Annotated in this window: 11 protein-coding genes; 5 read left to right on the top strand and 6 right to left on the bottom strand. The window is 57.2% G+C overall.

Annotation, left to right across the window (positions count from 1 at the left end):
• Window positions 1-211: 211 nt before the first annotated feature.
• The 6 genes from QMY55_RS22550 to QMY55_RS22525 all read right to left on the bottom strand — a co-directional run bounded on the left by QMY55_RS22550 (window position 212) and on the right by QMY55_RS22525 (window position 5,816).
• Entirely contained in the window at window positions 212-1,690 is a 1,479-nt protein-coding gene (locus QMY55_RS22550) for a nicotinate phosphoribosyltransferase (RefSeq protein ID WP_283486329.1), read from the bottom strand.
• A gap of 4 nt (window positions 1,691-1,694) precedes the next feature.
• Window positions 1,695-2,213 (bottom strand): cysteine hydrolase family protein, encoded by a 519-nt coding sequence (locus tag QMY55_RS22545; protein WP_283486328.1) that lies wholly within the window; start codon window positions 2,211-2,213, stop codon window positions 1,695-1,697.
• 20 nt (window positions 2,214-2,233) lie between these two features.
• The gene (locus QMY55_RS22540) at window positions 2,234-2,839 is read right to left on the bottom strand and encodes an HD domain-containing protein (RefSeq protein WP_283486327.1); all 606 of its coding nucleotides are present in this window, start codon (window positions 2,837-2,839) and stop codon (window positions 2,234-2,236) included.
• A 17-nt stretch (window positions 2,840-2,856) separates the two neighbouring features.
• Window positions 2,857-3,708, bottom strand: coding sequence for a Sir2 family NAD-dependent protein deacetylase (locus QMY55_RS22535; RefSeq protein WP_283486326.1), 852 nt, complete (start codon window positions 3,706-3,708; stop codon window positions 2,857-2,859).
• A gap of 17 nt (window positions 3,709-3,725) precedes the next feature.
• Window positions 3,726-4,604: an SIR2 family NAD-dependent protein deacylase gene (locus QMY55_RS22530; protein ID WP_283486325.1), complete on the bottom strand. Its 879-nt coding sequence runs from the start codon at window positions 4,602-4,604 to the stop codon at window positions 3,726-3,728.
• A 120-nt stretch (window positions 4,605-4,724) separates the two neighbouring features.
• Window positions 4,725-5,816 carry an LLM class flavin-dependent oxidoreductase gene (locus tag QMY55_RS22525; RefSeq protein WP_283486324.1) on the bottom strand — a complete coding sequence of 364 codons (1,092 nt, stop codon included), beginning with the start codon at window positions 5,814-5,816 and terminating at the stop codon, window positions 4,725-4,727.
• A 170-nt stretch (window positions 5,817-5,986) separates the two neighbouring features.
• Between QMY55_RS22525 and QMY55_RS22520 the strand changes: the two genes are divergently transcribed.
• The 5 genes from QMY55_RS22520 (at window position 5,987) to QMY55_RS22500 (ending at window position 12,884) form a co-directional block, all read left to right on the top strand.
• Window positions 5,987-6,619 (top strand): class I SAM-dependent methyltransferase, encoded by a 633-nt coding sequence (locus tag QMY55_RS22520; RefSeq protein WP_283486323.1) that lies wholly within the window; start codon window positions 5,987-5,989, stop codon window positions 6,617-6,619.
• 480 nt (window positions 6,620-7,099) lie between these two features.
• Complete coding sequence (locus QMY55_RS22515; RefSeq protein ID WP_283486322.1) at window positions 7,100-8,122, top strand: GlxA family transcriptional regulator; 1,023 nt, start codon at window positions 7,100-7,102, stop codon at window positions 8,120-8,122.
• 397 nt (window positions 8,123-8,519) lie between these two features.
• Window positions 8,520-9,257, top strand: a complete 738-nt coding sequence (locus QMY55_RS22510; protein WP_283489037.1) for a sulfite exporter TauE/SafE family protein — start codon at window positions 8,520-8,522, stop codon at window positions 9,255-9,257.
• Between the two features lie 303 nt (window positions 9,258-9,560).
• Window positions 9,561-9,962, top strand: coding sequence for an ArsR/SmtB family transcription factor (locus QMY55_RS22505; RefSeq protein ID WP_283486321.1), 402 nt, complete (start codon window positions 9,561-9,563; stop codon window positions 9,960-9,962).
• A 234-nt stretch (window positions 9,963-10,196) separates the two neighbouring features.
• Window positions 10,197-12,884: a heavy metal translocating P-type ATPase gene (locus QMY55_RS22500; protein WP_283486320.1), complete on the top strand. Its 2,688-nt coding sequence runs from the start codon at window positions 10,197-10,199 to the stop codon at window positions 12,882-12,884.

The raw sequence follows: 12,884 nt of genomic DNA, 5'->3' as shown, positions 1-12,884 counted from the left end.
TACGCATTATTGCCAATGCTATGCAGTTCCTGCTGCACGTGGCATCGTACATGAGGGTCTTGATTCTGTGGATTGGTTATGTCCGATCAGCTTGGCGCGCTCTGAAAGAGAAAACCGATCGCCACTCAACTTGATTTCTGGACCCGCCGTTTTGGAGCTTGCCCGGTTGAAACAGGAGGGTTGGACCTATATTCGAGCTTGAACGGGAAACCTATGAAAGCGCATTCGGCATAAACTTATCCGCCATTGAAGCCTCGCGAAGCATTCTTGTCTTCATTTCGTTGTATGCAGGGCTAAGATCCAAATAGTGGACGTGAGGTCTTTCTAACCGAGTGACCTCCTTCCAAGTTTCTTGCGAAATTTGCTGTTCTACATAATGGCGGATTTCTTCAATACTGCGTTTTGGATAAACTCGGCGACCACCTTTGATAACAGGTTCTTGAAGCTCCTTGGCAGAACAGTTGGTGAAGCTGCGATTCTGCCAAGGCTTTTCTGGATCAACGTACCGGGAGTCCTTTGCCAGATTCAGTATTTCGTCCGCAACTGTGATTAAGTCAGCAATGGCCTGACCTTTTTCGCAATAAATGCGGTACACCTTCTTGAGTCCAGGGTTAGTTGTTTTGCTTGCAGCTTCCGAAACCTTGATTCGTGGTACGAAAACCTCTTTATCCTGAACAGCAACGAGTTTGTAGACAGCCCCTAACACCGGGTCACTCTTTGATGTAATCAGACTTTCCCCGACCCCAAAACCGTCGATGTTGCTACCTTGCAAGATCAGCGCCCTGATGGTGCATTCATCGAGGCTGTTGGAAACAAAAATGCGGCAGTCTTCGAGTCCAGCATCGTTCAGTGCGATTCGCGCCCGATTTGACAGATAAGCCAGATCGCCCGAGTCCAGGCGCACGCCTTTGAGGCGCTTACCCATCGGCTCCAATATCTCTTTTGCAACGCGAATCGCGTTAGGAACGCCGGAACGCATGACGTCGTAGGTATCGACCAGGAGCACTGCGTCATCGGGGTACTGTTCTGCGTAGCGGCGAAACGCCTTGTACTCGCTGTCATGGAACATCACCCAGCTATGGGCCATCGTCCCGCTTAAGGGAATTCCGAACTGCTTGCCAGCCATGATGTTTGACGTGCCCGCCGCTCCGCCTATGTAAGCAGCTCGCGCGCCATAGACAGCGGCATCGACGTTATGTGCTCGCCTTGCCCCAAAATCGAACACCGGTCGCCCCTGCGCCGAATTCACTATGCGCCGCGTTTTGGTTGCAATCAGGGACTGGTGATTGATTTGGTTCAGGATGACTGTTTCGACCATTTGCGCGTCGATCATCGGCGCGATGACAGTCAGTATAGGTTCGTTGGGATACATGATGGTTCCTTCCGGGAACGCATAAATATCACCCGAGAACCGGAAATTTTGCAGATATTCAAGGAAGGCATCATCGAACTGCCTCAGTTCACGCAAGTAGCTGATGTCCCGTTCACTGAAATGCAGACCTTGTATGTGCTCGATGATTTGTTCCAAGCCAGCGAAAACTGCGAATCCACCGTCATCAGGGTTCTTACGGTAGTACACGTCGAACGCAGCCCACGTTTTCTCGTTTCCATACACGAAGTAGCCATTGGCCATGGTCAGCGCGTAAAGGTCCATCATCATGCTGATGTTGCGGTCGTCATACTGGCTCATCGTACTAGCCTCCTACGACTTCGATCTGGCATGCCTGCATGGCTTGTAGCGCGTTGCTATGTCCAACGGGACTCGATCCCGCGCAACATGAAGCATCCACCTGGATGGGCACTTCCGGCAGCGCCGCCCGCAGGATCATCGCATTGGATATGACGCAGATGTCGGTACACACCCCGATGACCTCGATGGCGGTGACCCCCGAAAGCTCCTGAACATGGTCTGCGAGTGCCAAAGATCCGAAACTCGGCTTTTCGATGACTGCGCAACCTTGAACGAGGACTTCGGGGACGATTTCCCAGCCATGCGTTCCCTTGATGCAGTGCGCGACCGGCAACTTCCTGCCTTCCTGCGTTTGCAGATAGTCGCTCGTGTGGGTGTCCTGGGTATAGATAACGACATCACCCGCAGCGAGATAGCCATCAATCTTGGCCCTGACATCTGCGAGTATGTTCTGCGCATCTTGTGTTCCCAGGATTCCGCGAATGAAGTCTTCCTGCATGTCAACCACGACCAGTATTCGCATAATTCATTTCCCTCCTATGCTTAGAGCGTCACCGCGCCTGAGCGAGCATTCAATTCGTTCCTGCTTTGCTGCAACATTTGCTTGGAGAACTCGATCAACGTCGGTGCTTCCTCTGTGCGGAGCATTGAGACGTTCAAGTTGTCATCCCCCAAACGAAAGCGATCCAGTGCGTCGGCGTCCTTGAATATTTGGAAGAGCGCCAAGCGCTCCGTGCGGCCCGCGTACATCCTGTCGATCTCAGCCAATCCAATGCGGTCGTCCAAGTCGTGGTGGTGCATGATGAAGGCGGCATGTGCATCTATGTAGATGTTCGTTTCACGGCAGCGCTCACGGTAGTAATGTGCCGCACGCTCCCCGTGTCCCTTGTCGATCCAGTCGTCTACTCTGCGGGAGTCATGGAAGACGGCCGCCAAGCTCAAGGTGTCCATGCCTTCGTCATCAAGGCCTTTTTTATGGCCGAGTATCAGGGCCAGCAGCAACACCCTCGCGGCATGATCCTTCGCATGCCATGGACTGTCTGCCATCCAATATTCGACGTTGTTTTCCATGAAGTCGTACCATTGCCTGTAGCGTTTGGCAACTGGTTGGCATAGCGGATGTTTGATCAGTGCATTTTCCAAAAGCATGGCTGTCTCCAAGATTTTTAGGCTGGCAACATCGCAGCCAGTTGCCTCAGCGCCTGCGCAATGTCTCCATCGACGCCGATCGCCTTTGATTCAATTTCGCGTGGGATGTAGACCTCCGCTCCCCTGTTGAAGCAGATGTAGCTTGCATTCGGTTCGCACTCGGCAATTCGCATGAGCGGCGCCTTGATCAGTTGGTTGCGTGCGCCCACGCCCAGCTCAAGAAAGACGATTTTCTTGCCACTGACTCTTTCGATAAAATCGCTGAAGCCGCGTTTCCGTTCATTCCATTCGCTTCCCTTGAGGAACAGGCGATCAATCTCGATATGCACCTTCATCGGTCCTCCGCATTCGGGGCACTTCGGGAGCAGTTCTTCAGGGATTTTTCCGTCTTGCACCGATTGGGCAAGTTCCGAGAGCACATCGTCGCCCGGATAGAGTCGATCATGGCAGGCGACCGCGCATTGCATGCTTCTGCAATTGCCTTCGATCTCGAAGAGCCGTGAAGGATCGAAGCCCGCGAGATGAAAGTGAGCGTCGATATTGGAAGTGAGGACGAAGTGGTTCTTGTCCTTTACCAAATCGTACAGATCCTGCATGACCTGGCTGGGGGCCTTGTCACGTAGGAAGTACTGGTGCATTCGGCTGAAGAACGCCCACTTCTGCGCTTCTGAAGGATAGGGATGGAAACACCCCTGGATAATGCAGCGAAATCCATGTTGCGCGCGGAACTCGCCAAAGTGCCGGGCGAAGTCCTCGTTCTCCGCAAAGATATGGATTCCTTCGGAAATCGACAGTCCGTTGCTCGCGCCGATGACAATGGCATCAGCCGCCTGGATGTGCTCCATGACTGTTTGGAGTTGTTCCGTCATTTTTGTTCCTTTGGCGATCAGTTGGAAGTGATTGCGAGCGGAGCCTGCATGTGCGTTCGCAGGTCACGCAACACATCGGCAATGTCTGCGTCCAAGGTAATGGTCTTGTTGCGCAGCAACTCGTGAGTTGGGGGCTCGTCCTTGTTGATGCGCACCAGAAAAGCCTTCGGCCAGTGGTAGGTGGCCACCGAGAAGGGGTGCTTGATGATGTTCGGCGTCATCGGCCCGACACCCAGCTCGATCAGGAGAATCTTCTTGTGCGAATTCTGTTCGATGAAATCCTGGTACTTGCGCATGTACGACTGCCAGAATGTTCCCTCCAGAAATACCGGCGATCGGAACCAGGGTTCCATTTCCTCGCCACAACGCGGGCACTTGGGAATCAGGTCTTTCGGTACGCGCGTGCCCGTGATGTTCGCTGCCATCGTCCTGACGGCTTCTTCGGACGGGTACACGTCATCGTGGCAGGGGACGCCGCATTGCAGATAGTGAGAGGTTCCCTGCGGATAGCACAGCTTCTCGTCAGGGAACAGTTTGGAAAACTGCAAATCCTGATTGGTCGTGACGATGAAGTAGTTCTTGTCCTTGATCATCGCGTGCAGATCGACGTAAGTCTGACCTGGTGGTTCGTCGAACAGCAGCGCGCCGTGCTTGGAAAGGTAGGCCCAGCGTTCCTCGCTCGTCTTGTAGCGGTAGTAAAGCGCGCCACAGAGGTTGCGGATTCCGTAGGCATCCTGGAACTCGCTGAAGTTGTCCCGGAAGTATTTGCTGTAGCCGTAGAAGTCGTGCTGGTTGGCGGTGGACATGCCCGACGCGCCGCCCACTAGGATCGCATCGGCTTCTTCAATGCGCCTGGCGATCTCTGGAATGTGATCTTTGTAGTTTTGGTCCGTCATTTTTCTTGCTTCCGGTAATTGTTGATGGCCTGCCTTGTGTGCATCGTCTGTATCAGTCAACAACAGCCTCAATGGCTGATCCGACGCGGCGCCGGCGGTGGCGTTGTTCTCGGTTGAGGCCTATTCCAGAATGTTGTCTGGCATGCCGTAGGCGTCCGCGATAAGTTCGGTGGAGCGGTAGATGGCCTGCTGCGAGTGGCCGAGATTCAGAATCATCAGCTCGTCCGCTTCGACGCGCCCTTGCCACGCATTGAGTTTCTCCGTCACCTGTTCTCCGGTGCCGCTCATGATCTTGTCGTTCCACATCTGCATGGCGCTCTGCTCTGCGGATGAGTAGTTGTATTGCGCAGCCTCCTGCGGCGTCGGCACGACGAAAGAGCGCCGCATGGTCATGCGCATCATTGCGTGGGAGTACGCCCAGGCTTGACGGCGAGCTTCCAGCTCATCGTCTGCGGCCATGACACCGAAGCTGGAGATGACATAGGGTCGATCCAGCACTGCCGAAGGACGGAAGTTCTCGCGATAGGCTTCCAGCGCGTACATCACGTTCTGGTCGGCCAGGTGGGCGGCGAAAGCGAATGGAAAACCGAGCTTTGCGGCCATTCGGGCCGAGTAGTCCGACGAGCCCAGCAGCCAGACCGGCGGTCGCTGGAACGACCGCTCAATGCCGTTTTCCTGGTCTTGCGTGGGGCCGGGCACGGCATAGACGCCTGCCTGCTTGTAGCGGTGGCCGCCTGGAAAGTCTCCGTCAAGGAAGTGCAGCAGCTCCTTGAATTGCGCCGGGAAATCTTCGGCACCTGTCTGCCCGCGACGCAATGCGGCGGCGGTGTTCATGTCGGTGCCGGGCGCGCGTCCAATGCCCAGGTCGATGCGTCCGGGTGCGAACGAAGCCAGCAGACCGAACTGCTCGGCCACCACCAGTGGCGGAAAGTTGGGCAGCATCATCCCGCCGGCACCCAATCGAATCCGCTGGGTTTCACCGACCAGTCGGGCCAGCAGCATGGCCGGTGACGATGTTGTCACGCCAGGCATGGAGTGATGCTCCGCGACCCAGTAGCGGGTGAAGCCACGGCGGTCCACCAGCTTGGCCAGTTCGATACTGTCCCGCAGCGCCTCGCGCGCTGAAACACCTTTGCCGGCCATGGCGAAGTCAAGAATGGAAATTGGGGCGGGTGCTGTGCCACGGCGTGTGCCGAAAATCGAGTCGTTCACGAGCGTTCTCTCTTGAAAATGGATTGCCTAAACACCTCCTCTTTCAAGGAGAGCGTCTCAGGTTGAAATTCTGGGGATGGAAGCCATTCTCAACAATTGACCTAAACGACAATGTGAGATAGATTTAGGCCATTCATCTATTCATGGCAACTTCAGGAGGTCGATGTCACATGAGTCTTGGATCTAAGGAAGCTGCGGGCAACCCGCACTGGGATCAGCGCTACGCCGTGGATGACTATGTGTTCGGCACCGAACCCAATGCGTTCCTGGCCGCCCAGGGCCATCGCTTGGCAGCGGGTATGCGCGCATTGGCAGTTGCGGATGGAGAGGGCCGCAATGGCGTCTGGCTGGCCAGGCAAGGGCTCGATGTGCTGTCGATGGATGCTTCAGCGGTTGGGCTGGAAAAGGCGCGCAAGCTGGCGTCCGCCAATGACGTGGGGCTCAAGACCGTGCTTGCCGACTTAGGTGACTTCGATTGGGAACCCGCCAGCTTTGATGTGGTGGTGGCGATCTTTGTGCAGTTCGCAGCGCCTGCCTTGAGGGCTGCGATGTTCACTGGCATGCAGCAGGCTTTGCGGCCGGGCGGACTGCTGCTGTTGCAGGGCTATCGCCCCGAGCAGCTCGCTTACCGCACGGGGGGGCCATCTGCTATCGAGAATCTCTACACGACTGAACTGCTGCGTTCAGCCTTTGCCGAGATGACGATCGAACACCTGCGTGAGCATGATAGTGAGATTTCCGAGGGCCACGGCCACCGCGGCATGTCCGCGCTGATCGATTTGGTGGCGCGCAAGCAGCCTTGAGCACAGCAGGAGCGCATTGCTCAGTTATCGAGCGGAGTAGGCTGCGAAAAGCAGTTCCCTGATCAGGGCGCGAATGTACGGCTGGCGCGCGTGCTTCCACACGGTTCGTCGGTCTTCCAACGATTGTTTCGGGAGACCGCAGGCAGTCCACCGCCACCGGCCTTTCCCATTACCTATGACGCGACCAGACAGTTGAACGCTGCAGCAACGGATTTCGGCAACCAAGAATTGCCGCGCAATGGACGGGGCAAGGCGCGCCGCTGGCACGAGAGCTGCTAGCGGCACAACTTTTCTCTACCTTGGTGGAAACTGATGAGCCGGCCAGATGCCGCAGGGGGGGCTGCTGGCTGATCTGCGCCGAAGACCTGTCCCATCGCGCCTGGGCGAGTCGTTTTACCGCCATGGCCTTGTCGAGACTTGAGTTGACCTGAATCTATTGTTGGAAGAAAATGGGCCAATAGTGTCTCGCGGAGTGTTTTGATGGCACCCATTCGTGTCGCCGTACTGGCCTTTGAAGGCGTCAGCCTGTTCCAGCTTTCTGTCCCTGCGCTGGCGTTCGGCGTCGTCAACGGGCCACCGGACTTTCCGGCCTACGAGGTGCGGTATTGCGCGCTGACACCAGGGCGTGTGACCAGCGACCAAGGCCTGGTGATCGAAGTGCCGGACGGATTGTGGGCGATGTACGACGCTGACATCATCGTGGTGCCGGCTTGGTCCGACCCAGAGATACCCGCCCCGGCGGAGTTGATCGAAGCACTGCGCCAGGCGCATGACAGGGGCACGATGATCGTGGGCTTGTGCTTGGGCGCCTTCGTGTTGGGCGACGCGGGCCTGCTCGATGGCCGTGAGGCGACAACCCATTGGGTCGCGCGAGACGTCTTTGCTCAGCGTTTCCCGCACACGCTGTTTCGCCCCGATGTGCTGTACGTCGCCGATGAAAACATCGTCACCTCGGCCGGCACGGTGGCTGCGATCGACTGTTGCCTGCAACTTGTTCGTGAGCGGCACGGTTCCGATGCGGCAAACCGCATGGCCAGGCAATTGGTCACACCGCCGCACCGACAGGGCGGCCAGGCCCAGTACATCGAGAGGCCGGTGCCACAGATCCCGAGCGAGAACCGGCTACCGGGGGTTCTGGAATGGGCACGAGAACATCTGGCCGAGCCGCTGTCGGTCGATATGCTTGCCGAGGTCGCGAAGATGAGCCGACGCACTTTCACCCGGCGTTTCCGGGAAACCACAGGCACCACCGTCATCAAGTGGGTCAACGCCGAGCGGGTCGCACGTGCCCAGCAGTTGCTCGAAACCACAGAGATGCCTATCGAGTGCATCGCCTCAGAAGTAGGCTTCGGGACACCCCTGTCGCTGCGCCAGCAGTTCAGTGCGCAACTCGGAACCTCGCCTTCGGATTACCGGCGCAGTTTCTGCAATACCAAGCGAGCCAGCCAACAGGCGCTATCCGCGGACGTTGGCGAAGATCATGCCGCTCTTGAGATGGGATAGACGCCGATTGCCGCCGACGTGACCGATGAGGGAAGACGCTGGGCTTGAACTTTCCACGATGGGACGTCTTAGGATTTCTGGGGGACTACAACCTGGGAAGGCTGATGGTCGCCGCGCTGGCTCCGGTTCTCATTTCCGCAGATGCACTCATCGCGTTCTCTCTTTGACTCTTTGATGTCAAAGAGGCTAAAGCCTTTCATTATTGAAAGGTCAAGGGCCTCAGCACGGCCTCAGCACTCGCTCGGATTGCCTCCTTCGTGCTCGGGGCCTGGGGGCCATGACGCTCGCATGGAGCGCTCGGCTACGATAACGAACCCGTTATAGATTGATTTTTTGGGAGCCAGTCCGGGCAGTTTTTGTTTGGTATCTCGCTAATTGGATATTCTGATTTCAAAAAATAATGACTGTTTACTTCGTGGTTGCTGCGGGCGCGGTTGTGGCCGGCTTCGTTCAGGGACTTTCTGGGTTCGCTTTTGGCTTGGTAGCGATGTCGTTCTGGGTGTGGGCGGTCGATCCACAGACAGCCGCCGCGCTGACAGTGTTTGGCGGCCTTCTGGGGCAGTTGATTGCCGCATTTTCAGTCCGGCGCGGTTTCAGCTCAAGGTTGCTGCTTCCCTTCGTGCTGGGAGGGCTGGCGGGAATTCCTGTCGGCGTTTGGCTTTTGCCCATGGTTGATGCGAATACCTTCAAGATTGGCATGGGTGCCATATTGCTGGTCTGGTGCCCAACAATGCTGTTCGCCCAGCGGATTCCCAAGATTGCCTTCGGCGGCAGATTGGCTGATGCCGCCGCTGGCTTGGCTGGCGGTGTGTTGGGCGGATTTGGTGGTTTCACGGGCGTGATCCCAACTCTGTGGTGCGTGCTGCGAGGTTTTCCCAGAGAAGAACAGCGCGCGGTCATCCAGAACTTCAACCTCGCCATGCTTGTCGTCATCATGGCAACGTATGTCGCATCCGGTCTAGTGACTAAGGGCACACTGCCCTTGTTCGCCATCGTGGCGCCGGCAATGCTGATCCCCACCTTTCTGGGAACGCGGATGTATAAGGGGATGTCGGATCTTCGGTTCCGACAGGTTGTACTGGGCTTGTTGATCGTTTCCGGCCTGATCATGTTTGCATCAGGGCTGGCGGGATGAGTAGTCTGAGGCCGTTGCTGACGTCGAGAGCTTCATGGCTTGCGCACTCGACTTTGGGGGATGCCGTAGCGGCGGGCTCGGTAGACCAGCGTTGCCCGGGCGATGTCCAGTTGCACTGTGACGATCTGAGAAAAGCAAGGGTCTTGCCATGAAGTAAGGGTACCGCTTGCAGCGGCGGGTGACTCTGGTAGGCGACTGATCTACCCTATGGCTTAAAATTGACCCTGTGAAACGTGATTGCGGTTTCCTTGCGCTTCTCACCAGCAGGACAGGCATTTCGAGTTTGTATTCAGGAATTTTTTAATGACTTCGAAAAAAAAACAGGCTGATGACTCGCCGCTTTCCGTAAACAAGCAGCAGTTCTCCAAGCAGCGCGATGCAACGCAAAATGGCATTGTGTTGTCGGAACTGTCGCAAAACGACATCACGATTCTGGCGGAAACATTCCGCCTTCTCGGTGATCCGTCTCGGCTCAAGATCATGCTGTGTTGTCTCGATGGTTCTTCGTCGGTTGGAGAGATTGCTGAATGCCTTGATCTTTCACAGTCACTGGTCAGTCACCATCTTCGACTGCTTCGCGGTGCCCGATTGGTCAAGGGCACGCGCCAGGCAAAACAAGTCTTTTACGAGGTGGCCGACATGCACGTGAGCCAAGTCCTGCTTGACATGGCAAGCCATGTCTCCGAAGACGACACAGAAGACTAGCAACCGAGATGCCCAGGTAACTCGACGGGGCTGCATCAATGCCCGGTGGTAAAGGGGTTCATGGATGCATGGTTGCCGAATGATCCGGCTAGGTGAAGATCAGAACTTCTGCGCTCCCTGTGGGGCTTTGGCATCAATCATATGAACACATGTTCATGTGTGCTATTATTTGCTCATCGATGGTGTCGCTGACTCGCACTAACGCCAGCACATCGGTGAGCAAAGGAGATTGTGATGTCGTCAAGACCCTATGAGGCTGCCTCAGAAACCAATGAGCAGCTTGTCTTTCAGGTGGAAGGCATGGACTGCGCGAGTTGCGTCGGGAAGATCGAAACGGCCCTGCAACGCATGGCCGGTATCTCGGAAGTCGAGGTCAACTTTACGGCGGAAACCCTGACATTGGCGCGGAGCCCGGCCAGCCCAACCTCGGGCGCGGACGTCACCAACAAGATCCGCTCGCTGGGATTTGATGCGCGGGAATTGCCTGGTTCTCATGCACCAGTCAAGCCGGCTGCACATCTGCGTAAGAGTCAGGACGGCCATTCCGCTCATGATCATGCTGGATGCAATGGCCATGAGCACACAAGTCATGGTCACAACCACGATCACGGCCATAGCCACAGCGAAGGGCATAGCCATGTGGAGGGAGCGTGCTGCTCGCATGAGCATGGCGATCAATCTTCTGCTTTCAGGGCACCTCCCGCAAGCCCCCCGAATCTGTCCATGCGTGTTGAGGGTATGGATTGTGCGAGCTGCGTTGCAAAAATCGAAACCGCTCTGGCGCGGATGCCTGGGGTGTCCGATGTGCGAGTCAATTTCACCTCTGAAACTCTTGGCTTGACACTGGCTCCCGGCGCGGCGACCAAAGCCAACGACATTGAAAAGACCGTCAAGAGCCTGGGCTTTGGCGTATCCGCCGTCCAAGACTCGGAGGGCACTACTGCTATGCCCAACCCATCTCCGGTGGCCGACAGCCCGCGTTGGTGGCAGAGCAGGAAAGGCAAGCACGTCGTAGGTCTTGGCGCGTTGATGGCTGCGGCCTACGTCATTGCCAATCTTATTCCAGGATATGGGCAATGGATCTTCGCTGCCGCAGTGGTTGCGGGCGTGCTTCCGTTCGTGCGCAAGGCCTTCGCGCTGGCGTTGTCTGGCTCTCCGTTCTCGATCGAAATGCTGATGTCCGTGGCAGCCATCGGCGCGCTGGTCATTGGCGAAGCGGAAGAAGCGGCCGCCGTGGTATTCCTGTTCTCGGTGGGTGAACTGCTGGAAAGCGTGGCTGCAGGCCGGGCGCGCGCGGGAATCAAAGCCTTGGCATCGTTAGTGCCCAAGATCGCTGTATTGCTCGACCCGCAAGGTGGCCAGCGCGAGGTGCCGGCCGCATCGCTGGGCGTAGATGACCGTGTGCTGATTCGACCGGGTGACCGTGTGCCGGCAGATGGCGTGATCGTACAGGGCATGTCCAGTCTCGACGAGTCCCCTGTCACAGGGGAGTCCGTTCCCCGGCCGAAAGCGATCGGCGAAAGTGTGTTCGCAGGTTCTATCAACGTCGATGGCACCCTTCAGGTCCAAGTGGAAAAAGCTGCTGCCGACAACACCATCTCTCGTATCATTCAATTGGTAGAGCAGGCTCAGGCGGCCAAGTCGCCTACCGCGCGCTTCATCGAGCAGTTCAGTCGTTATTACACGCCGGCGATCATGGTGATTGCGGCATTGATCGTAATGGTGCCCCCGCTGATCATGGGCGGCGATTGGGGGACCTGGCTGTACCGCGGGTTGGCGCTGTTGTTGATCGCCTGTCCCTGCGCCCTGGTGTTATCGACTCCCGCAGCGATTGCATCGGGTCTGGCAGTTGGTACGCGGCGCGGGTTGTTGATCAAGGGGGGTAACGCCCTGGAGATCATTGGCCGCGCAAGAGCCATCGCCTTCGACAAGACCGGCACTCTGACGGAAGGCAAGCCGCGCGTCACAGATGTGGTGGCCTTCCGCGAAGGCGGGGAAGATCAGGTCTTGATGCTGGCGGCCAGCGTCGAGATGGGATCGAATCATCCTCTGGCCAAGGCTATCGTGACGCACGCTCAGGCTGCGGAGTTGGTCATTCCTGATGCCCTGGATGCGTCTGCGACGGCGGGCAAGGCTGTACATGCGACTGTCGGCGGGCAGCGATTTGCCGTCGGGTCCCCCTTGCATGCTGCTCAGGCGGCAGCCCTGTCCGATGCGCATCAATCCAGTATTGAAACGCTGCAACAGAGCGGAAAAACGGTCTCGGTCCTGTTCAATGAGCAGTCTCGTCAGGTGCTGGGGCTTATCGCGCTACGAGACGAACCTAGGCGCGATGCACGCGAAGGCATTGCACGGCTTAAAGCCATGGGCATTCGCTCCATCATGCTTACCGGGGACAACAAGCGCACGGGGCAGGCCATTGCGACCGCCCTGGGCATGGAGTGTGAGGCTGAGTTGTTGCCGCAGGACAAACTGCGTCTGATCAACGACATGAAGCGCGACGGCAAGGTTGCCATGGTCGGAGACGGTATCAATGACGCACCTGCCTTGGCTACTGCGGACGTAGGCATCGCCATGGGGGGCGGAACGGATGTCGCCATCGAAACCGCTGACGCAGCCCTGCTCAAGAGCCGGGTGGTGGACGTCGCCCATCTTGTTGCTCTTTCGCGGGCAACCATGGCAAACATTCATCAGAACGTGTTCTTCGCCTTGGGATTGAAGGGGCTGTTTCTGGTCACGACGGTACTGGGCGTCACCGGTTTGTGGGTTGCTGTGCTGGCTGACACCGGGGCCACCGCATTGGTGACACTCAACGCCTTGCGTCTGCTTCGATTCAAGGGAGCCGCAGCCGTTGACAGCGATGGAGACGACGGCGGAGTAGCTGCTGCTCCGATCTTGATGCCAGCGACAGTGGGCCGTTGA

The organism is Comamonas resistens (assembly GCF_030064165.1).
Lineage (GTDB): Bacteria > Pseudomonadota > Gammaproteobacteria > Burkholderiales > Burkholderiaceae_C > Comamonas > Comamonas resistens.
The sequence above is the reverse complement of the archived record's forward strand: the minus strand, read 5'-3'. Positions and strand labels throughout refer to the sequence as shown.

What these genes read in the sequence shown, in the direction of transcription:
- QMY55_RS22540 (WP_283486327.1), bottom strand. Translation starts at nt 2,839, where the DNA reads ATGCTTTTGGAAAATGCACTGATCAAACATCCGCTATGCCAACCAGTT.
- QMY55_RS22530 (WP_283486325.1), bottom strand. Translation starts at nt 4,604, where the DNA reads ATGACGGACCAAAACTACAAAGATCACATTCCAGAGATCGCCAGGCGC.
- QMY55_RS22505 (WP_283486321.1), top strand. Translation starts at nt 9,561, where the DNA reads ATGACTTCGAAAAAAAAACAGGCTGATGACTCGCCGCTTTCCGTAAAC.
- QMY55_RS22545 (WP_283486328.1), bottom strand. Translation starts at nt 2,213, where the DNA reads ATGCGAATACTGGTCGTGGTTGACATGCAGGAAGACTTCATTCGCGGA.
- QMY55_RS22550 (WP_283486329.1), bottom strand. Translation starts at nt 1,690, where the DNA reads ATGAGCCAGTATGACGACCGCAACATCAGCATGATGATGGACCTTTAC.
- QMY55_RS22520 (WP_283486323.1), top strand. Translation starts at nt 5,987, where the DNA reads ATGAGTCTTGGATCTAAGGAAGCTGCGGGCAACCCGCACTGGGATCAG.
- QMY55_RS22500 (WP_283486320.1), top strand. Translation starts at nt 10,197, where the DNA reads ATGTCGTCAAGACCCTATGAGGCTGCCTCAGAAACCAATGAGCAGCTT.
- QMY55_RS22515 (WP_283486322.1), top strand. Translation starts at nt 7,100, where the DNA reads ATGGCACCCATTCGTGTCGCCGTACTGGCCTTTGAAGGCGTCAGCCTG.
- QMY55_RS22535 (WP_283486326.1), bottom strand. Translation starts at nt 3,708, where the DNA reads ATGACGGAACAACTCCAAACAGTCATGGAGCACATCCAGGCGGCTGAT.